Genomic DNA, 19632 nt, shown 5'->3' with positions numbered 1-19632 from the left:
TTTGCAACGGGAAGGAGCAATAATCCGGCCATGACTCTACTCGTACCGCAAAAAAAGATCCCCATGCGTTTCTGGTGGGAATGGAGCGACATCGTCTATGACCAGATGGGCGTCATCCAATATACCCTCGCCGAGCATGACAGGGAAAAAGAGGCCGACTTTTTCCGGTACTACCGGTCAGAGCTGAAAGCGCTTTGGCTGAAAACGCAGCGCGACCGGGAGCATGGCGATCTTTACCGGCATAATTACGCGATGGTCTACAGGCGGTTCCTGCGCGAATTGCCGGATACTTCGAAAACGCTGCAGGATTTGCTGCATGACGACTGGCGCGGCGGCTTTGCCGCCAATGACGACGGTGAAAAGAAAAATTCCGGCGAAAAAAGCGGCGGAGAGACCGGCGGCAAGACGGGCGGCGGCGCGGGCGGTTTTCGCACCATGCGCGGCGCGGAGATTTTCGGCTATCCCGATTACGACAAGCCGCGCGGCATCGCCGACGGCTGGCCCCGTCCGGGCTATCTGCCTTTCGTGATGCGGAACATGATTCTTGGGCAGGTCGGTTTCCTTTATCTCGGCGCGCTGAAGCCGCGCGAAGGGGCGACGCCGGGCAATATGCCCGTGCTCGGCTATGATGCGGAACAGCGCTATAATATAGACCAGACGATGCTGCGCCGTACGTTCCAGAAGACCGCGCTGGAGGCCTAATGCCGGACGGCGCTTGAGTCCGATTGACTTTTGCCGCAAGCTTCTCTGATGTCTATATGGTTCCGTCGGAGATCAGCCCGTGTCTAAATTTTCTAAATTCCCCTATGACGCGCCCACGCCGCCCAAGCCCATGCCCGTGCTGCGGGCCGATTATTCGCCCCCGCCGTTTCTGGTTACGGATACGGCGCTCGATGTGCAAATTCATGACGATCATACGCGGGTCCACGCGACGCTGCGCATGAAGCGCAATCCCGCCGCGTCCGCGGGCGGCGCGCTGACCCTGAACGGCGAAGCGCAGGATTTGAAGGAAGTCCGCCTCGATGGCCGCAAGCTCGCGGCGGCGGAATATGAGGTCACGCCGGAGCATCTTATCGTCCTGAAAAAGCTCGTGCCGGATGGCGGCAAGCCCTTTACGCTCGAGATCGTCAGCACGCACGAGCCGCATAAAAATACCGCGCTGTCCGGTTTTTATCAGTCCGGCGACATGCTTTGCACCCAATGCGAGGCCGAAGGATTTCGCCGCATCACCTATTATCCCGACCGGCCCGACGTGCTGGCGCGGTTTCGCGTGCGGATCGAAGCGGACGCGGCGCGATATCCGGTGCTGCTCTCGAACGGCAATCTCATCGGCAAGGGCAGGATTGCCGGCGGACGGCTCCGTGGAAGGCATTGGGTGTCGTGGGAAGACCCGTTTCCGAAACCCTGTTATCTGTTCGCCATGGTCGCGGGCAAGCTTGACCGCGTGCCGGACAAATTCGTCACCCAATCCGGGCGCAAGGTGCTGCTCGAAATCTATGTCGAGCCGGGCAACGGAAGCCAGACGGCCATCGCGCTGCGCGCGCTCAAGAATTCGATGCGCTGGGACGAAGAGGCCTACGGCCTCGAATACGATCTCGACCGGTTCATGATCGTCGCCACGCGCTTCTTCAATATGGGCGCGATGGAGAATAAGGGACTCAATATCTTTAATTCCGATTGCGTGCTGGCGCGCCCGGAAACCGCGACCGACGGCGATATTTCCTTCGTCGAGCGCGTCGTCGGCCATGAATATTTCCATAACTGGACCGGCAACCGCATCACCTGCCGCGACTGGTTTCAGCTGAGTTTGAAAGAAGGGCTGACGGTATTCCGCGAGCGGCAATTCGTCGAGGCGATGAATTCGCCCGCCGTCGAGCGGGTACGTGAAGTGCGCGGGCTGCGAATTCAGCAATTCGCCGAAGATTCCGGGCCGAACGCGCACCCCGTCCGTCCCGAAAGCTATCTCACCATCGACAATTTCTATACGTCGACGATTTACCAGAAGGGCGCGGAATTATGCCATATGCTCCATCTCATGCTCGGCGAAACCGGCTGGCAGCGCGGGATGAAGCTCTATGTCAAGCGGCATGACGGCAGCGCCGCGACCTGCGACGATTTCGTCGCCGCGATGAGCGATGCCAACCGCGTCGATCTCGATCAATTCAAGCTGTGGTACAGCCAGGCGGGCACGCCGCTGCTCAAGGTGACGTCGCGCTATAACAAGAAGAAACAGACTTATGCCCTGCAGGTCAGGCAATCCTGCCCGCCGACGCCGGGGCAGCCGAAGAAGCGCCCGCTGCATATTCCTTTCGCTATCGGCCTTCTGGATAAAAGCGGGCGCGATCTTATCGGCACCGAGATTTTGCAGCTGCGCAAGCCGGTCGAGAATTTCACGTTCAAGAATATCGAATCCGAGCCGATCCCCTCTCTGTTGCGGAATTTCTCGGCGCCGGTGCGGGTTGATTACGCCTGGCGGGAATCGGAACTGCTTTTTCTGCTGGCGCACGATACAGATTCCTTCAGCCGTTTCGATGCCGGACAGACATTGTTCAACCGCATATTGCTGCGCCTCGTCGCCGCTTTCAAGGCCGGGCGCAAACCGGCGATGCCGGAAAAATTCATCGCGGCGCTGGGCGCGGTTCTGGCCGACAAGACGCTCGATCCGGCCTTCGCCGCGCTGCTTTTGCAAATACCCGGCGAGCATGAAATCGCGCTGTTGCTCGCGGCGGCGGGCAAGACCGTCGATCCGGCCGCCGTGCAGAAGGCGCGCGATGCCTTGCGCCGCGCGATCGCCCGCGAGCATCGCGATTTGTTCTGGGCGCGCTGGCGCGATCTCGCGCCCGATCCCTATGGGGTGGACGGCAAGGCGATGGGCGCGCGCGCCTTGAAAAACCTGTGCCTTGGCTATCTGGGACTGAGCGGCGATGGGAAGGCTTTGGCCGCGGCGGCGGCGCAAGTGCGGCAGTCGCCCAACATGACCGATCAGGCCGCCGCGCTCGGCGTGCTCGTGCAAAGCGGCGACAAGCTCAGAATCCGCGCGCTGATGGATTTCTATGCCCGCTGGCGCGAGGACGAGCTCGTCATTAATAAATGGTTCGCGGTGCAAGCGTCGGCAGGGCGCGGCGATACGGTGCGGCGGGTTAGGGAACTATTGAAACATCCGGACTTCGACCGCGCCAATCCCAACAAGCTGCGTTCGCTGATCGGCGGCTTTGCCGGCAATCTGTTCGCCTTTCACGCGGCGTCGGGCGCGGGCTATCGTTTGCTGGTGGAGGAAATCAGCAAGGTCGATAAGCTCAATCCGCAGATGGCCGCCCGGCTTGCCGGGGCGTTCGACCGCTGGCGGAGCTTCGATCCCGCGCGGCAGAAATTGATGCAGGCGGCGCTTAAGGAATTGCAGGCGGTCAGGGGCCTTTCGACCAATAGCTATGAAATCGTCACGAAATCCCTCGCCTCGCCGGGGCGGCAAGCAAAACGTCCTTGATAAAATTCCCGCCTCTGCGCAGAATCCGGCTCCGTCTCCGAAGATCGCTCTTTCCGAAGGTTCTCCCATGCCCATGAAGTTCTGCGCCGCGCTCGTTCTTTCATGCCTGATCGCCGGCCTGGCCCACGCTGCCGAGCCGCCCTTGACCTATGTGCGGTCGCAGGACGCGTCCGCCGAGGACAGGAATTTGCTGTGGTGGAAGCAGCCCGATCTTCTGGGCTTCAGCGTTGGCTATTATGACGTCGACCAGAATAATCCCCGCCATCAGGCGGTGGATTTCCGCGCCGAATATCGCTGGGGCACGTCGCTGCTGCCGATCGTGTCGGATAGTTTCAAGAGCTGGGATAAATATTTTCAGATTCGTCCCATGACCGGAATCGAGGGCACCAGTTCGGGGGCGCTGTACGGCTATGGCGGCTTCATGTTCGATATTTTTCCTTTCGGCAGGAATTTCTTCATAGCTCCCAACGAGGTCGTCGGCGTTTATTACCGCGGCAACGGCAAGAGGCTTGGCTCTTTCGTCGAGTTCCGCTCCACCATGGAGGTGGGCTGGCGCTTCGATAACGATATGCGGATCGCCGCTTCCTTCGGGCATATATCGAATGCCGGGCTGACCTATCTTAATCCAGGCACCGAGATTCTATCCGCGAATGTCTATATACCGGTCGATTGGGTCTTTGGGGAATAGAAGCGATGCAAAAGGTCAGCGAGTACCCCAATTTCTTCATCGTCGATCATCCCCTTATCCAGCATAAACTGACGCAGATGCGCGAAGTGTCGCGCGAGGCTTACGGCTTCCGCACCTTATTGCGCGAAATCTCGCTTTTGGTCGGCTATGAAGTGACGCGCGGCCTCGAGACCACCAAGCGTCCCATCAAAACGCCGCTCGCCGAGATGATGGCGCCGGCGCTGGCCGGGCCGCCACCCTGCATCGTGCCGGTGCTGCGCGCCGGCCTCGTCATGGCGGAAAGCCTGCTCGACCTGATGCCGACCGCTCAGGTGGGGCATATCGGCGTGTATCGCGACCACGACACCAAAATGCCCGTCGAATATCTGGTGCGTCTGCCCAAGGACAGGGGGCAGATGTTTTTCGTCGTCGACCCGATGCTGGCGACCGGCAACTCGCTGATTCATGCCTGCGATCTCGTCCTCAAGCAGGGCATCGCGCCGGAAAAAATCCGCGTCATGGCCTTGATCGCCGCGCCGGAAGGCCTGCGCGCCTTTTTCGCCAAGCATCCCGCGATCAGGGTCTATTGCGCCGCCCTCGACGACCGGCTCAACGAGAACGCCTATATCGTTCCCGGCATCGGCGATGCCGGGGACCGCATGTTCGGAACCATGTAATTTTCGGAAGTTCCCCCGCCGCGCAATCTGTTCTATAACCCTCGTCACATGAATACAGGACAACCCGCGACGGCCATCGACGCCGCGCAGCAACCATGGCTGCGCGATAAAAGCCTGCGCGCGATTTTCACCATCTTCGCGGCGGCGGGAGCCGAGGCGCGGGCCGTCGGCGGCGCGGTGCGGGATATGTTTCTGGGCAGGCTGGTGGGGGAGGTCGATCTCGCCGTAAACCGTCCGCCCGAAATCGCCGAGGCGCTTTTGCTGCAGGCGGGGATCAAGGTGGTCCGCACCGGCTTCGCGCACGGCACCGTCACGGCGGTGGTCAAGGGCAGGGGCTACGAGATCACCAGCCTGCGCCGCGACGTGGAAACCGACGGCCGCCATGCCGAAGTCGCCTATACCGACGAATGGGCCGAAGACGCGGCGCGGCGCGATTTTACGATGAACGCGCTTTATGCCGATTCCGAGGGCCGCGTTTATGACTATCATTGCGGGCTGGAGGATTTGCGCGCCGGGCGCGTGCGGTTCATCGGCCGTGCCGAGGAAAGAATCGCCGAGGATTATCTGCGGATTTTAAGGTTCTTCCGCTTTCATGCCTGGTACGGGCGCGCCAAAGCCGATGAGGCGGCGCTTGCCGCCTGCGCCGAAGCTGCGGGCGGCATGGTCCAGCTTTCGCGCGAACGGATCACGCAGGAATGGCGGAAATTGTTGCTCGCGCCCGATCCCGCGTCCGCGCTCGCCTTGATGAAAAAACACGGCGTGCTGGCGGAAGTCCTGCCGCTCGATCTCGATCTTGAGCGGCTGGGGCGCTTGCTGTCCCTTGCGCCCGATGCCGGTTTCGCACTGCGTTTCGCGGCGCTGCTGCGCGAGGACAGGCAGCTCGAGCCGGTGCTGCATGCCGCGCTGCGCCTGCCGAACCGCGAGATGCGCGATATTCTCGATCTGCTCGATCCGGCGCGCGCCGCCGCGCCCGACCGCAAGGCGTTTAACAAGGCGCTGTACCGTTACGGCGCACCTTACGGCAAGGCGCGGCTGCTGCTGCAGGCGGCAGCGGACGGCCTGCCGCCCCTATTGCCGGAATTGCTGGCGGCTGCCGCTGCGTGGAACGCGCCGCGCTTTCCTCTGACCGGCGAGGATTTCTTGAAGCTTGGTCTTGCGTCGTCGCCGCGCCTCGGCGTCATGATGCGCGAGATCGAGGATTGGTGGATCGCGGGCGGTTTCAAGGCGGAGCGCGATGCTTGCCTGGCCGAGGCGCGGCGTCTTATAGGTGAGCCATGAGCCCCGCCGCGCGGCTGCAAGCCGTCATCGATATTCTCGGCATGATCGAGCAGGAGGCGCGGCCCGCCGACGCGCTGATATCCGCGTATTTCCGCGGCCATCGCTATATCGGCGCGAAAGACCGCACCTCGGTCGCGGAGACCGCTTACGGCATCCTGCGCCACAGGGCGCGGCTTTCCTGGTGGTGCGGGCATTACGGGGCTTCGCCGTCGCCGCGCCTGCTGACGATTGCGTATCTGCGATTGGTGCTGGACGAGAAGGAAGCGCCGACCGCCGCCTATTTTTCCGGCGCGCGATTCGCGCCCGACATGCTCGGCATGGAGGAGGAAAAATTTCTCGGCAAGCTCAAGGGGCATGACCTTCTGCATCCCCGCATGCCCGTCCATGTCCGCGTGGAATGTCCCGAAGATTTATGGCCGCTGTTCGAGGCGCAGTTCGGCGCGCGATGCGAAGAAGAGCTCGAGGCGCTATGCGCGCCCGCGCCGTTCGACCTGCGGGTCAATCAGGTCAAGGCAAACCGCGACGACGTTATCCGCGAGCTTGCGGAAGCCGGGCTTTCGGCCAAGCCAAGCCGCTATGCGCCTTACGGGCTGCGGCTCGGCGCGCGCGCCGCGCTGCCGACGCTCGCGGCCTTCAAGGAAGGCAGGGTGGAGATTCAGGATGAAGGCTCGCAGCTCGCCGCGCTGCTGGCCGACGCCCGTCCGGGCATGCGCGTCGCCGATTTCTGCGCCGGAGCGGGCGGCAAAACCCTGGCCATGGCGGCGGCGATGGCGAATAAGGGGCGCGTCTCGGCCTGCGACGTTCTCGGCAAGCGCCTGGAACGGGCGACAGAACGGTTCCGCCGCGCCGGGCTGCATAATATCGAAACCCGGACTCTGGCGGCGGAATCCGATCCTTGGGTCAAGCGGCAGAAAGGCGCGTTCGACCGCGTGCTGGCCGACGCGCCCTGTTCCGGCACGGGCACCTGGCGGCGCAATCCCGACGCGCGCTGGAAAAAGCTAGGCCCAGGACTTGCCGAGCTTCTGCCGCTTCAGGCGCGGATTCTCGCCAGCGCCGCGCGGCTGGTCAAGCCGGGCGGGCGGCTGATTTATGCGACATGCTCATTACTCGCGGAAGAAAATCAGCAGCAGGTGGAAACATTTCTCGCCGCGCATGAGGATTTCACGCTTATGCCCTATAGCGAGGTCTGGCGCGAAGTCGCCTCGGCGCCGCCGCCGTGCGAAGGGGATGTCATGCGTCTGACCCCGGCCCAGCACGGCACGGACGGATTCTTCACGGCGATCATGGCGCGGAAAGAAGCCCCTGAGGCCCCTGCCGCTGCCGGCTAATCGGCCTTTTCGAATTTGACCGGCAGTGTCGTGAGCGGCAGAAGCGTCACCGCATAGGGCGACGTGATCACCTGCGTCACCATGGCGCCGAGGCGGGGGCGATGCTCGCGGTAAGAAACGGTCAGGTTGCTCTCATGCTCCTGCACCCCGACGATTTCGGCTTTATAGCCCCCGCTTCGCTTCTGTCCCAGGAAAACCGCGACCGCCATTTGGCCTTCCGGCAAGGGAGAAGGGGCGGGCTGTCCGATCCGCTGCCATAATTCCCGCCATGAATTTTCGTCTATGGCGACGGCGAAATCGGACACATCCGCATGCGCCGCTATCGCTCCCTGCCAGGATGGGCTTTCCATCCCATTGGCCATCCCCTCAGCCATCGTATCGGCCGCCGCGCAGTCCGAGAGCAGCATAAGGCCAAGTCCCAAGAATAAATGACGCATCATGACGCACCCCGTCTGAAAAAAATGATGCCATCATTGACGCATGGAATTGTGAAGAATTCAAGACGGCGATGCGCCCGGCCGCGACTTTCCGCGGGCCGTCATCAGCCATGCCATTTTTCTTCCAGAAGGATTTTCTTGACTTCGTCATAGGCCGCGCAAATCTCATCGAAGATCGCCTGGCGCTGAATGGCGGCGGCGTTTGCCATTTCTTGCGCCCGTTCGCACGCGGCCCTTAGTTTTTCCGCCTTTGCCGCCGTCGCGCTTCCCATTAATTTATGCGCCGCTTCGACCCATGCCGCATTCTCTCCGTCGCTGCGATTATTGCGCAAGCCTTCGAGGGTGTGCTCCGACTGCCGCACGAACACTTCCTGCAGCCGCCGCAGATCGTCGTCGCTTTTCGCGAAAGCCATCAAGGTGGGAAGACCGAATGCGCCGCCGAGCGCCGCCGCGGCTTCATGGGGGCCGTCCGCGCTATCATCGTCCGCGAACGTCACCCACCGGCTCATGATATGACGCAGTTCGTCGGGATTGATCGGCTTGCTGATATAATCATCCATGCCCGAGATCAGGCACCGTTCCCGCGTTCCGGGCATGGCGTCCGCCGTCATGGCGATGATGGGAACATGGTTCTCGGTTTCTTTTTCCTTGAGCCGGATCGCCTTCGTCGCCTCATATCCGCTCAGGAGGGGCATGTGGCAATCCATCAGGATGAGATCGTATGATTTCCGGTCCAGGGCCTCCAGGATCATTTTCCCGCTGTCCACGATATGATGGTTGCCGAGGCCCATTCTGGCCAGAAGCCTTGTCACATATTCCTGATTCAGCAGATGGTCCTCCCCGACCAGAATGCTGATATCCTCCATTCTTTTCCGCCGTTCTTCGGGCAGCCTGTCCGGATGCTGGCCCTGGAAGATTCTTTTATCGAGCATGGGCCTGATTTCCGAAGTCGGGAACGGAATTCTGAACCAAAAACGCGACCCTACGCCTTCGGCGCTCTCCACGCCCATCTGCCCTCCCATCTGCGCGGTCAAATGCTGGGCGATATTCAGGCCAAGCCCGGTGCCGCCATATTTGCGCGTGATGGAAGAATCCGCCTGCATGAATTTGTCGAAGATGCGGTCCAGCCTGTCCGCCGGTATCCCGATACCCGTGTCCGTGACGCCGCAATCCATCGTCAGGTAATCCGGACCGGCGGGAGAAAACGAGATATCGATCTTGATCGATCCCTTCTCGGTGTATTTGACGGCATTGCTGACCAGGTTGAGCATGATGCGCCCCAGCCGGAGCGGATCGCCGACGAGATAAGGCGCGGTGCCGGTGGCGAAATCGCACGTCAGCGCCAGGCCCTTCTGACTGCATAGAGGAAGGAATACCTCCATGATGTTGTTGGCCACTTCTTCCGGCGAGAAGATGATCTTTTCGAGTTCCAGGGCTCCGGCCTCGATCTTCGATAAATCGAGAATATCATTGACGATGTTCAGCAGATTGGTGGCCGCCCGGAAGGAAATGCCGACCATTTCCTTATGCTCGGCATCGAGGGTTTTATCTTCGTAAAGCATCCGGTTCAGGCCGATGATGCTGTTGAGCGGCGTTCTCAGCTCATGCGACATATTGGCCAGGAATTCGGATTTGGCCTGATTGGCTTTGTCGGAAGCGGCTTTTTCTTTTTGCAGATCCTCCTCGGCGTGCCGCCTCTGGCGATCCAATTTTCCTACGGAAGCCGAGCCCCACCAGATCAATGCCGCAAGGGCGACGATATTGGTCAGCGCGAAAACCGGCAGCAGGAGGGCTTGATCCAGCAGGCCCGCCGACTGGGCGTGTTCTTCTATCAAGCCGACGCTGGCGGGGATCGCGACGATCAAAGGCAGCAGGCGGCGCGCTTGCATGCCGCCCGCGCCTGCGCCGCTTATAATGGCCATCAGGCCGCGTTTGGGACGCAGGCATAGAATCGCGCCGCCCGTCAGCAGGAACAAGGTGGCCGTATTGGGCGCCATGGGCGTAAAATTCTTGAAGCCGATCAAGGAGATCGAGTTGTATAAATAGCCGATAAGTGTCAGCAGGGAGCTTAATATGACGCCTACGGCGAGAAACTGCGCCGGCCATATGCGTATGCGGCGGTATTTGACGTCGAGAAACAGCAGCGCAAGCCCGGCAAGAAGAAACGTCGCCGCCGTGTTCGGCGCCATGCGGTTGGGACGGCCGGTGAGCAGAGCTTCCATGTGAAGCTTATCCCGATACAGCATCTGGTCCATGCCGCAATCGCAGCCGAGCCATCGGACGACGATCCAGCAGATAGCGATCGCCAGAATGCCGAAAGCGCATATATGAGCCTGATATTTTAGACGGTGAGGCACTCCCGCCTGCCGGCCCCATAGCGCCCAGCCCGTCAGCAAAAAGCCGATCGCCGTCGAGCCGGGATTCATCGCCGTGAAGCCCGGCCCGAGGCTCCGCAGCGCGGCAATATCGAATTGCCACCCGGCAATAGAGGCGCAGCCGCCCAGAATAATGGCTACGCTTGCGGCTTTGACAAACAGGTGGAGTTTAGTCAAAAATTGTTCATTATACGGCTCGGCCACGGTTTCATTCCTTATGCATAAGGCCACCTTATGCGGCATGGGAGAAGATGATGGAGTTTCTGCCTTCCTATGATCATGCGAAGCTCTTACAATTCGCCGCCAAAGTCAAAAAAGATATAAACGCGTGGCAATTCGTCGCCGTCTCCCTGACAGGGAAGACCACGCATAACGCGCCCCATATAGCATGGAAGTTGCGCGAGTACTTTCGCGGCATCGATGGGGTTATTTTCGTATGCGCCGGCCGGGAGATTCTGGCGCTCGTCAATATGGGGCCGCAAACGGATCCTGACGGCCTGTGCTCGGATATTGAAAAGACAATGCCGCAATATAGCTGTTCCGTCGAGGCGATGCCCGCCGCCATGGGAGGGCTGCCCAGGCTCCAGCTTCGGCTTCAGGACGCCATGAAGGAAAAATCGGACACGCCTCCTTTGCTCACGGCGAGAATGGAAAGGGCGCGCGACATCGTCATGGTGGTCGAGGACGATATGTTCGTCAGGTCGCTGATCGCCAGGGTTTTCCATCCCAAAATACATGTCGTCGAAGTGGGCGGCATCGACGGCCTCGTGGAAACATACTTAAGTATGCTCCCCGACATACTTTTTCTCGATATTCATCTGCCTGGAGGCTCGGGCATGGAAGCGTTATCCGAGATTCTTAGCTTCGACCCCAGCGCTTATGTTATTATTATCAGCAGCGACAGCGTGAAGGATAATGTCCTGACCGCTAAGAATCTCGGCGCCAAGGGCTTCGTCGCCAAGAATTTTTCTCCCGAGAAGCTCGAATATTACTATACCAACTGTCCGACCGTGATGCATAGGAAGGCGGCCCATGAGCAAAGATGAGTTGAATTTCCTGGTGCTGGACGATGACGATTTCTTGCGGCTGACGACGGCGAATATGCTGCGCCCGCATAGCTCCAAGCCGGTATTGGAAGCATCCGACGGCAAAATGGCGCTGGAGATACTCCGGCGCCAGGACGGAAATTCGATCGATATCGTTCTTTGCGATCTCAATATGCCCGGAATGGACGGCATGGAATTTCTCCGCCATTTGGGGAAGAATCATCCGGACGTTTCCGTCGTCATCATAAGCTCGCACGACGGCGCCCTCATCGGGACGGTGAAGAAAATGGCCGCCGCCTATAATGTCAGGCTGCTGGGAGCGATACAGAAGCCTCTTTCGCCGTTGCATATCGAAGCCTTTATTTCACGGCATCGCGCCCTCCAGTCCAGGACGTCCAGGCAGGCGGCGACGCCTGATTTTACCATCGAGGATATTCTGAACGGCATAGAGCAGAAGCAGTTCGAGCCTTTCTATCAGCCCAAGGTCGGGTTTAAGACCGGCATCGTGCATGGCGCGGAGGCGCTCGCCCGGTGGATTCACCCCGAACATGGCGTCATCTCCCCCTACGCCTTCATCGAGCCGCTCGAGAAAAGCGATAATATCGAGAAGCTGACCTACCTCATTATGGAAAAATCCATCGCCGCTTGCCGGCTTCTGCACGACAACGGCCATCCGCTTTCCGTCTCCGTCAATCTATCCCCCAGTCTCCTGGACAATCCCGATCTCGCGGATAAAATCCTGCGGGTCGTGCGCGATGCGGGCATCAATCCGAATCTCGTCATGTTCGAGATCACCGAGTCCGCGGCCATGCTGAATGTCGCGCATTCCCTGGAAAATCTGGCCAGGCTGAGGATGCACGGCTTTCCGCTTTCCATCGACGATTACGGCACGGGATTTTCCAATATCCAGCAGATGATGCGCATCGATTTCAGAGAACTGAAAATCGACCAGTCCTTCATCAGAGACTGCGCCGACAACAACGCATTGGGCATCATCGTAAAATCCAGCATTGAGATGGCGCATCAGCTGGAGATCCAATGCGTCGCGGAAGGAATCGAAACTGAGAAAGACTGGGAGACCGTGAAGGGCATGGGATGCGATCTCGCTCAGGGATATTTTATCGCCAGGCCGATGAATTTGGAATCGCTCGTCGAATTCTGCGCGGGTTATGGGCGGGGTTAGAGCCTCGTGTATGGCGGCGCTGTGGCGGGGTTGTACGCGAAGTGTTTTATTGGATTTTTTGCCGCGTGGCTTCCTGCCTCTTGGGCAGGAAGTGAACCCGACTGTTATTTTGTCGCGGGTTCGAACCCAACTTCATAACCAGCTATAAACGGACTTAAAAGTCCGTTTATAGCTGGTGACCTCGGCGGGGTTCGAACCCGCGACCCCCTGATTAAAAGTCAGATGCTCTACCGGCTGAGCTACAAGGTCACATCAGCAAAAACATACACTTAGAGTATTCCTACCGGAAGCAAAATCGATTTTGCTACAGAAATTGCTACAGAACCAATTTATCCTAGTCGTGGCGCTTGGTCGGAACGGGCCTTTATAGCAGAACGGAAGGCATTGTCGAGCTTTGATGCAGCCTCGTCTTGCATGGTGTCCGTCGCATGGGAATAGAGGTCTAGGGTTGTCGTAATCGTGGTATGTCCCAGCCGTTCTTGCGCGATTTTGGGATGGATTCCTGCTGTCAGGAGTTGCGTGGCATGGGAATGGCGCAAATCATGGAATCTGGCGCGCGGCAGTTTCGGCAGTTTCTTCATGGCCTTCACGAATTCATGCGTAAGTGAGGTAGGCCATAGCGGTTCGCCGTCATAGCGACCGCAAACCAGCGTTTCAGTGGTTTGGCCGATTCCTGATTCCGACAATTTTTTCTCCTGTTCTTTTTTCAGTCTCCGCAGTTCTTCAACGGCATAATCCGGCAACATGACGGCACGACTCCGTTCCGTTTTCGGAGCCTTGAAGCGAATGCCTGTGTTGGTTTGCTCTAGACTTTCGACGACGCGAACAGTTTTCTTTTCAAAGTCGATATTCTTCCAGCGAAGCGCCAGAATTTCACCCCGGCGCATGCCCGTTGTTAGGGCAAGCAACACAGGCCAATAAAGCGGCTTGCCGGACAGGGCATCGAGCAGCGCCGCCGATTGATCCACGGTCAATGTAGTTATGGCGGCTTTCTTGACGCGCGGCGCTTTAACCGCGTCGGCGGGATTGCGGGCGATTAGCTGTATTTGCACGGCATGTTTGAGTGCCGATTTAAGGATGCGGTGGATATAGAGACGGGAACGCGCCGCCAGCCCGCCCGCCTTTTTATCCCTGCGGCCACCAGCTTCCCATCCATTGTAGGCTTTTTGGATAACAGCCGGAGCAAGTTTCGCCAGAATATGACCGCCAAGAGTTGGGATAAGGAAGTTATCGACTATTTCAGCGTAGCTTTCATAGGATTTGGGGGTTATCTGGGAACGCATTGTTTCAAGCCATTGTGTCAAAAAATCACGGGTAGTGATTTTATTGGGTTCGACATAATCATTGTCATCGATTGCATCGAGTATGCGGCGCAATTCTTTCTCGGCAGCTTTGCGCGTTCCCTTAACGGTGACGGTTTTGACTTTCCATTTTCCCGTGACCGGATCGGTGCCGATGCTATAGCGAAGCTCGAAACTCCCTTCTGAACGCTGGCGAATATGTCCCGTATGGCGCATGACATGCCTCCATGAGAATAAGATTGACGAAAAATGGCTTTGGAAATATTCGGGATATTGAATGCGATCAGGCTGATTGCTGCGGCTGGCCTTGGCCAAGGCTTTCAAACCAGCGTTCGGCTTCGGTGCGGGCAACGAGCGTTGTACGGCCACGTTTTAGGATATGCAGCCGCTTCGCCGCTGTTTCCCGGTAGAAGCTGGCTTTTGAAATGGCGTAGCGGTTGCAGAATTCTTTCACGCGATATGCTTCCTGGCTCATATCTTCCTCCCTTGTTATGCTGTGGTTGAAATGAAAAAACCCTCTTTCGGCGAAAGAGGGGGTTAGAAAAAGGCGGTTGGAAATAGAGAGTGGTGCTGGCCGCGCTCACTCATGCCGGTAAGCAAATGCGCCCGCTTGGGGGCGCGAAAGCGTAAGCCGCTCTTGTCGGCGCAGCGCGTAGCGAGCCACCGCGCCGCGTTCTTTACGCGGCAGAACGGCGGCGGGAACCGCTTTCCGCGCCCTCGCGGAAAGTCGATCTATTGTTGGAATTTAGATCAAGAGGTGGTTATGCCGCCAGAGAGAAAAGCGGCGTGCTGGTTGCGCCTCTATGATTGACCGTATTCAGCGGCCTCGCCGGGGGCAGATCGAAATTAAGCGCCTCCTGCGGCATATTGGCGAAGTCCATAATCGCGGGCAGCATGACGTGGGGGCCGAGAATACGGGGTTGTGCACCTAAGTCTTTCAAGGCCGCGACTATTTCCGGCTTCCTGAGCGCATGAATCCGCATTGTCGGAACCGCGCCGCCGAAAATATGGCTTAAATCATCCATGCCGATACGCCGGGATAGAATTTCATCTCGCCCTGCGGACAGAAGCGCAGCCATTTGCTGCTGCCGGGAAGCAAGGAGCGGGATGATCGGGCTTCGGTTGCTAGCAACACTTTTTAATTCGCCTGCTATGGCCCATTTCCGCTCGCGGATTTCGTCGTGACCGGCAGCCAGCAGTGAAGATAGTACATTTTGCAGCATATCGCCATTCGGAAGATTGCCGTTGCTCGTTAGCTGAACGCGCACAATAGGATCGCCGGTAAAGGTGGAGATGGTTTTCGTAAAGCTTGCGGCGATTTGTTGCTTGCCGCTTTCGCCTGACCATCTCGTTACGAAAATATTGTCGAGGGGCTTGCCGTTCTGATCGGCCAAGGCTTCAGTATCGACCGGCACTTGCCAGCGGCTTTTCATCGTGGGAGTGAGGCCGTCGAGTTCGAGGACTGCGCTCGCGTCCGGCGCAGTCGTTGCACCGAATTTGTTCAAGAGTCCAATCATCGGCCCGTTATGCCCGGAATATTCACAAACACGGCCTTGGGACACCATGCCGAGAGGCGCGAACCCAGAGCGGCCCGATACCGATCCTTCGATCCGTTCTTTGGCGAACCATGTGCCAAGGCCCAGGCCATTAGGATAAAGCGCGCCCGCCGTCTTTTCGCGGAAGGTTTTGGAGAATTCCGGCAGAACGCATGTATCTTCGCCATAGATGGCGGGATAGTGCTTAAACTCGTTGCCTTGCCATTTCGTAATGACGGTCGGAAGTTCAATCGCCGCGCCCGCCAATTTCGGCAAACATGTATGCATCGCGGCCATAAGAAAAAGGACGTTGATTTCGCCTTTCTCGCTTGCCTTCAAAATCTTGTGAAAATGCTGGCTTTGGAAAGCCGCTTCATGAACCGCAGCCTCATGACCGATGATATGCTCAAGCGCCGCGCCGAGCGTGGCTTGATGCACAAGGTCGGCCCCCTGCATCGGCAAAACCGCCGCCCGGATGCCGCCGGGCAGGCGCTTATAGGGATCGGAGTTAAATGCCTGATTCATAAATATGCCGCCCTAAAATGTACCTCAGAATATACAATTTAATGCCAGCATGGGGCAATCAATCAATTTAGTTTCATCGCCAAAGTCAGTGCGCTACCCAGCTTGCTGGAAGATGATTCACAGTTTTCGTTTATACAATATGAAATTTACGCAGGCAAAATAGATGCCAAAACAAATACCCGCAATTTTAAACCAAAGAGGAACGTCGATTATTTGGTCAGAATTTTGCAATTGTGAAAACAAATAGGCCCCGTATCCCCAGCCAGCAACATTGTATAAAATATATGTCGTCGGAATGAATATTGGAAATTTGCTTTTTATGAAAAACCAAAGCGCTATCATCGAGACAACAACCCATATAGCTTCGAGCAAAGAGAAAATATTACTAATTGCTATTGTGCCATACGAAACAAGAACGATGCCGTCAGCAATCTGCAAAACTCCAAGAACAAGAGATGCAACGACATAAAATCGGATAAATTTCATCGCTTCTTGCCTTGAAATTAGACGCTACGGTTTGGATTCAGGATCGGGCTTGGTTGGTGGTTTCGGCTTCCATTCCGCCGCGCGGTTTATAGCTTCGGCGATTTGTTCGGGGGTCATGGATTTTTCCAAATCATCACGTGCCTCTTTTTCCCCGGCCAATATCAGCCATTGATCAGCTAGAATATCGTCTTTAGATATATCTTTACCTAGGTGATATGCAATTCCGAGCATAATTTGGGCCTTAGCATAGCCTTGGTTTGCGGATTTATGAAACCATTCCATCGCTGAAGTTTCATCTCGGTGTGTTCCATATCCTTTAGAAAGCATAGTGCCAAGACTAAATTGTGCCGATGGCAAACCTTGCTCCGCTGCTTTCCGTATCCATTTTAACGATTTCACATTGTCTTTTTTTACGTCTGATCCTTCATGATACAATACACCCAATAAATGTTGAGCCTTGGCGTCTCCTTGGGCGGCAGATTTTTGTATCCATTTTAAAGCTTCAGGAATATCTTTTTGCACTCCATCGCCACTAAGGTATGCAGCGCCGAGAATTGTTTGTGCCTCCATCGAGCCAAGATTGGCAGCTACGCGAAATAGCTTTACTGCATCGACATTATCCTTAGAAAGACCTTCGCCTGTTTTAAATAGCTCTTTTCCCGCAGCAAGAGTTGTCTGCGCTTCTGTTTTCCGTAATTGTTCGGACAGGCGATGCCCTAACAAACTGTCGGCTTTTTCATCCTGGACGGCAGCATAAGCTTGAACTGATGCGACCATCAAAGCAAATGCCGTAATAATAATTATCTTCTTCATTGCATTAACTCCCTCAATTCCACTCATATTCTTTAAAGGGTTAATATAGATGGCAGTGGGAGATTCTTGTCACCAAAATCACTTGGTGGCAAGGATTGACCGAAGACTTTTCTCTGAACTATTGGGCACGACTGCTCCGCAGGGCGGCGCAAAATCTCGCGCGCTACCGACATAATCGCTCTGCCAAGATCTTGCTCACCTTCAGCCCCTCCTATAGCAACAGAAAAATCAGGTTCGACGGGTAAACCCATGAGCATTCTAGCTATCTGTGCTTCAGTTTGGGCCTCTCCAGATTGACGGAAATTTGTAATCTCACTAATGGCTTCATTTCTAGACACAGGTTCTCTGATTTTATCTAGGATCTCACTCCAAATACTATTTGACGGCTGAGCAGGGGCATTTCTCTGTTTTATCCAGTCATCCGCATTCTGGATGCTTTGAAGCCCGCTCGGATCAATCTTGTTAATCGGACTCGCCCCCGCATATTCATAAACATTCGCGCCGCCATTCTGCCCAATCGGATCGCGCTGGAGCCATCTGCCGATCCATGGGGCGTAGGCGCGGGTGCGGGAGAGGAACAGGTTGCTGTTCTTCTCATACAGCAGTCCCGCGAACTGCTGCAGCGGCTCGGCGGTGCCGTCTCTGCCGTCGACGCCGCCATAAGGCGTGTAGTTGAAGGAGCTGTCGCGCGCGGCGGTCGTCAATCCCGCCGCCATCTTCATCACGTCGCGGATGTTGCCGGTCTGGTCGCGTTCATAAAAGTACCGGTCGCCGTTGGCGCGATATTCGCCCTCGGGATAGACCATGCGCTGCATGCCGCCCGATGCGTCGCGCTCGACGCATATCTCTTCCGCCGCGCCCTGGAACGGCGGCGAGGTCGTCTGGGCGCACCATTGCAGATTCCGCGTCGTGACGACGCCCCCGATGGTGGATTTGATCTGCGTGCGGCGGCCAAGACCGTCATATTGCATCTCAACCTTGTCGGCGGGCGCGGCGGGGAAGTCGACCTCGATCAGGCGATTCTCGGCGTCGTACTTGAAGCTGCGGTAGTTCGTGTGGGTGACGAGGTTGCCGTAGGGGTCGTAGATCAGCGCGTTGCCGTTCGCCACCGTCATCTGGTTCGACGTGTTGTAGGTCGAGTTAAAGCTATACAGCCCGCCGCTCGGATAGTGCGTGCTGGTGAAGCTCGTCGCATTGCCCAAATGCATCCTCGAAGTCGAGATCATAAATCTTCACGGACTTCTTTTAGAATTTCGGGTATTGGCCCTATTGGGGCAGGCTTTGGCTCAGGCTTGGGTTTCCATTCTGCCACGCGTTTTCTGGCTTCAGCGATTTGTTCCGGCGTCATGGACTTTTCGAGTTCCGTGAGTGTTGCAACCGCTGACGACTGATTTCTTGTAGCCGCCAAGCTTAGCCATATATAAGCCTGCACATCATCTTGCGATACGCCTATGCTACTAAAATACGCTTGTCCTAAATAAAGGAGGGATTCTCCATGTCCTTGTGCCGCGGCCCTCCGCCACCATAACACAGCTTGAGTTTCATCTTTTCCTATACCTTCTCCATGATAGTAAGCTTTCGCCAAGTTGCATTGAGCATCGACATCACCCTTTTCCGCAGCTTTTTGCCACCATAAAACGGCTTGGGAAAAATCCTTCGACACTCCTGTGCCATAATAGTACATACCACCTATGATCTTTTCCGACTCCCTATCCCCTTGTTCGGCGGCTTTGCGCCACCAAGACACAGCCTGGGCTTCATCCTTGGAAACGCCTTCGCCGTGGTAATACATATTTCCCAAATATCGTTCAGCTATCGATATTCCGACGTCTGCGGCTTCGCGAAAATAGCTGACAGCTTTAACGTAATTCTTTTCCACTCCTTCGCCTTTATAGTGCATAATGCCTAGCATAAGCTTTGCTGGCGCATCGTTTTGTATGGCTGCTTTCTTAAGCCAATATAGAGCCTTTTGATCGTCCTTAGGAACGCCGCGTCCAGCGTAGTATAGGAATCCAAGATGGGATTGAGCCGGTGCGTAAATATTCTCGGCAGCTTTGCGATACCACCTAGCCGCTTCTTCATAATTCTGTGGAGCCCCCTGACCGTTTTCGTGCATCACGCCAAGCATATTCTGCGCAAGGGGACTGCCGTATAATTCATCGGACCTGTGATACCACTTCATAGCCTTGGCGTAGTCTTGTGGCAAAAGGTCGCCATCATGATATGCGCTGCCCAAGAAATATATTGCGAGGGCATCATTGTTCTTCCCTGCTTTGTAAATCCATTCAATAGCTTCATCTTTATTTTTCTTCACCCCGTAACCGTTGAGATAAGCTATGCCCAGATTATATTGAGCCCGAGCATCTCCAGACTCCGCCTCTTTTCGCGTGGCAGGAATATCAATGACGGGTGGTTTGGAGTCTTGGTCAGCGGCATGAGCCGGTAACATTGTCAGACTACAAAGCGCGACAAGCAATAGAGTAAACTTTTTCATAGG

The 19632-nt window shown here is 56.7% G+C and carries 16 protein-coding genes and 1 tRNA gene; 8 read left to right on the top strand and 9 right to left on the bottom strand.

The features are described 5' to 3' along the window. Nucleotides 1–30 precede the first annotated feature (30 nt). The 6 genes from WDO70_00415 (at nucleotide 31) to WDO70_00390 (ending at nucleotide 7434) form a co-directional block, all read left to right on the top strand. The gene (locus WDO70_00415; GenBank protein ID MEJ0061687.1) at nucleotides 31–702 is read left to right on the top strand and encodes a hypothetical protein; all 672 of its coding nucleotides are present in this window, start codon (nucleotides 31–33) and stop codon (nucleotides 700–702) included. 79 nt (nucleotides 703–781) lie between these two features. After that, nucleotides 782–3484 carry an aminopeptidase N gene (gene pepN / locus WDO70_00410; GenBank protein MEJ0061686.1) on the top strand — a complete coding sequence of 901 codons (2703 nt, stop codon included), beginning with the start codon at nucleotides 782–784 and terminating at the stop codon, nucleotides 3482–3484. A 67-nt stretch (nucleotides 3485–3551) separates the two neighbouring features. Continuing rightward, nucleotides 3552–4172: an acyloxyacyl hydrolase gene (locus tag WDO70_00405; protein MEJ0061685.1), complete on the top strand. Its 621-nt coding sequence runs from the start codon at nucleotides 3552–3554 to the stop codon at nucleotides 4170–4172. A 5-nt stretch (nucleotides 4173–4177) separates the two neighbouring features. After that, on the top strand, nucleotides 4178–4828 hold the full coding sequence (gene upp / locus WDO70_00400; GenBank protein ID MEJ0061684.1) for a uracil phosphoribosyltransferase: 651 nt from the start codon (nucleotides 4178–4180) through the stop codon (nucleotides 4826–4828). A gap of 48 nt (nucleotides 4829–4876) precedes the next feature. After that, nucleotides 4877–6106 carry a CCA tRNA nucleotidyltransferase gene (locus WDO70_00395; protein MEJ0061683.1) on the top strand — a complete coding sequence of 410 codons (1230 nt, stop codon included), beginning with the start codon at nucleotides 4877–4879 and terminating at the stop codon, nucleotides 6104–6106. Next, nucleotides 6103–7434 (top strand): RsmB/NOP family class I SAM-dependent RNA methyltransferase, encoded by a 1332-nt coding sequence (locus tag WDO70_00390; protein MEJ0061682.1) that lies wholly within the window; start codon nucleotides 6103–6105, stop codon nucleotides 7432–7434. The genes WDO70_00395 and WDO70_00390 overlap by 4 nt, the downstream gene beginning before the upstream one ends. Here WDO70_00390 and WDO70_00385 read toward each other — a convergent pair. Further along, nucleotides 7431–7874 (bottom strand): protease complex subunit PrcB family protein, encoded by a 444-nt coding sequence (locus tag WDO70_00385; GenBank protein MEJ0061681.1) that lies wholly within the window; start codon nucleotides 7872–7874, stop codon nucleotides 7431–7433. The genes WDO70_00390 and WDO70_00385 overlap by 4 nt on opposite strands. 101 nt (nucleotides 7875–7975) lie before the next feature. Next, nucleotides 7976–10423 carry an ATP-binding protein gene (locus WDO70_00380; GenBank protein ID MEJ0061680.1) on the bottom strand — a complete coding sequence of 816 codons (2448 nt, stop codon included), beginning with the start codon at nucleotides 10421–10423 and terminating at the stop codon, nucleotides 7976–7978. A gap of 74 nt (nucleotides 10424–10497) precedes the next feature. Between WDO70_00380 and WDO70_00375 the strand changes: the two genes are divergently transcribed. Both WDO70_00375 and WDO70_00370 read left to right on the top strand, forming a co-directional pair. Continuing rightward, a complete protein-coding gene (locus WDO70_00375; protein MEJ0061679.1) occupies nucleotides 10498–11292 on the top strand; it encodes a response regulator in 795 nt (264 codons plus the stop codon). Then, nucleotides 11279–12475, top strand: a complete 1197-nt coding sequence (locus WDO70_00370) for an EAL domain-containing response regulator (protein ID MEJ0061678.1) — start codon at nucleotides 11279–11281, stop codon at nucleotides 12473–12475. Before WDO70_00375 ends, WDO70_00370 begins: the two co-directional genes overlap by 14 nt. 173 nt (nucleotides 12476–12648) lie before the next feature. Here the strand turns inward: WDO70_00370 and WDO70_00365 are convergent. The 7 genes from WDO70_00365 to WDO70_00335 form a co-directional block, all read right to left on the bottom strand. Further along, a tRNA-Lys gene (locus tag WDO70_00365) sits at nucleotides 12649–12724 on the bottom strand. Nucleotides 12725–12804: 80 nt separating this feature from the next. Continuing rightward, complete coding sequence (locus WDO70_00360) at nucleotides 12805–14091, bottom strand: site-specific integrase (GenBank protein ID MEJ0061677.1); 1287 nt, start codon at nucleotides 14089–14091, stop codon at nucleotides 12805–12807. Next, nucleotides 14060–14251 (bottom strand): DNA-binding protein, encoded by a 192-nt coding sequence (locus WDO70_00355; protein ID MEJ0061676.1) that lies wholly within the window; start codon nucleotides 14249–14251, stop codon nucleotides 14060–14062. Before WDO70_00355 ends, WDO70_00360 begins: the two co-directional genes overlap by 32 nt. Before the next feature lie 286 nt (nucleotides 14252–14537). Beyond that, a complete protein-coding gene (locus WDO70_00350; protein MEJ0061675.1) occupies nucleotides 14538–15836 on the bottom strand; it encodes a hypothetical protein in 1299 nt (432 codons plus the stop codon). Nucleotides 15837–16346: 510 nt separating this feature from the next. Then, nucleotides 16347–17135 (bottom strand): tetratricopeptide repeat protein, encoded by a 789-nt coding sequence (locus WDO70_00345; GenBank protein MEJ0061674.1) that lies wholly within the window; start codon nucleotides 17133–17135, stop codon nucleotides 16347–16349. A gap of 32 nt (nucleotides 17136–17167) precedes the next feature. After that, entirely contained in the window at nucleotides 17168–18361 is a 1194-nt protein-coding gene (locus WDO70_00340; GenBank protein MEJ0061673.1) for an RHS repeat-associated core domain-containing protein, read from the bottom strand. Beyond that, entirely contained in the window at nucleotides 18358–19629 is a 1272-nt protein-coding gene (locus tag WDO70_00335) for an SEL1-like repeat protein (protein ID MEJ0061672.1), read from the bottom strand. The genes WDO70_00340 and WDO70_00335 overlap by 4 nt, the downstream gene beginning before the upstream one ends. Nucleotides 19630–19632 lie beyond the last annotated feature (3 nt).

This window comes from Alphaproteobacteria bacterium, from assembly GCA_037200005.1.
GTDB lineage: Bacteria > Pseudomonadota > Alphaproteobacteria > UBA9219 > RFNS01 > JBBCGY01.
This window is presented reverse-complemented; position numbering and strand designations above follow the sequence as displayed.

Bases quoted from the DNA above. Each gene is read 5' to 3' on its own strand.
- WDO70_00355 (MEJ0061676.1), bottom strand. From the start codon at position 14,251: ATGAGCCAGGAAGCATATCGCGTGAAAGAATTCTGCAACCGCTACGCC.
- WDO70_00370 (MEJ0061678.1), top strand. From the start codon at position 11,279: ATGAGCAAAGATGAGTTGAATTTCCTGGTGCTGGACGATGACGATTTC.
- WDO70_00415 (MEJ0061687.1), top strand. From the start codon at position 31: ATGACTCTACTCGTACCGCAAAAAAAGATCCCCATGCGTTTCTGGTGG.
- WDO70_00345 (MEJ0061674.1), bottom strand. From the start codon at position 17,135: ATGAAGAAGATAATTATTATTACGGCATTTGCTTTGATGGTCGCATCA.
- WDO70_00335 (MEJ0061672.1), bottom strand. From the start codon at position 19,629: ATGAAAAAGTTTACTCTATTGCTTGTCGCGCTTTGTAGTCTGACAATG.
- WDO70_00385 (MEJ0061681.1), bottom strand. From the start codon at position 7,874: ATGATGCGTCATTTATTCTTGGGACTTGGCCTTATGCTGCTCTCGGAC.
- WDO70_00395 (MEJ0061683.1), top strand. From the start codon at position 4,877: ATGAATACAGGACAACCCGCGACGGCCATCGACGCCGCGCAGCAACCA.
- WDO70_00390 (MEJ0061682.1), top strand. From the start codon at position 6,103: ATGAGCCCCGCCGCGCGGCTGCAAGCCGTCATCGATATTCTCGGCATG.
- upp (MEJ0061684.1), top strand. From the start codon at position 4,178: ATGCAAAAGGTCAGCGAGTACCCCAATTTCTTCATCGTCGATCATCCC.
- WDO70_00340 (MEJ0061673.1), bottom strand. From the start codon at position 18,361: ATGATCTCGACTTCGAGGATGCATTTGGGCAATGCGACGAGCTTCACC.
- WDO70_00375 (MEJ0061679.1), top strand. From the start codon at position 10,498: ATGATGGAGTTTCTGCCTTCCTATGATCATGCGAAGCTCTTACAATTC.
- WDO70_00350 (MEJ0061675.1), bottom strand. From the start codon at position 15,836: ATGAATCAGGCATTTAACTCCGATCCCTATAAGCGCCTGCCCGGCGGC.
- WDO70_00405 (MEJ0061685.1), top strand. From the start codon at position 3,552: ATGCCCATGAAGTTCTGCGCCGCGCTCGTTCTTTCATGCCTGATCGCC.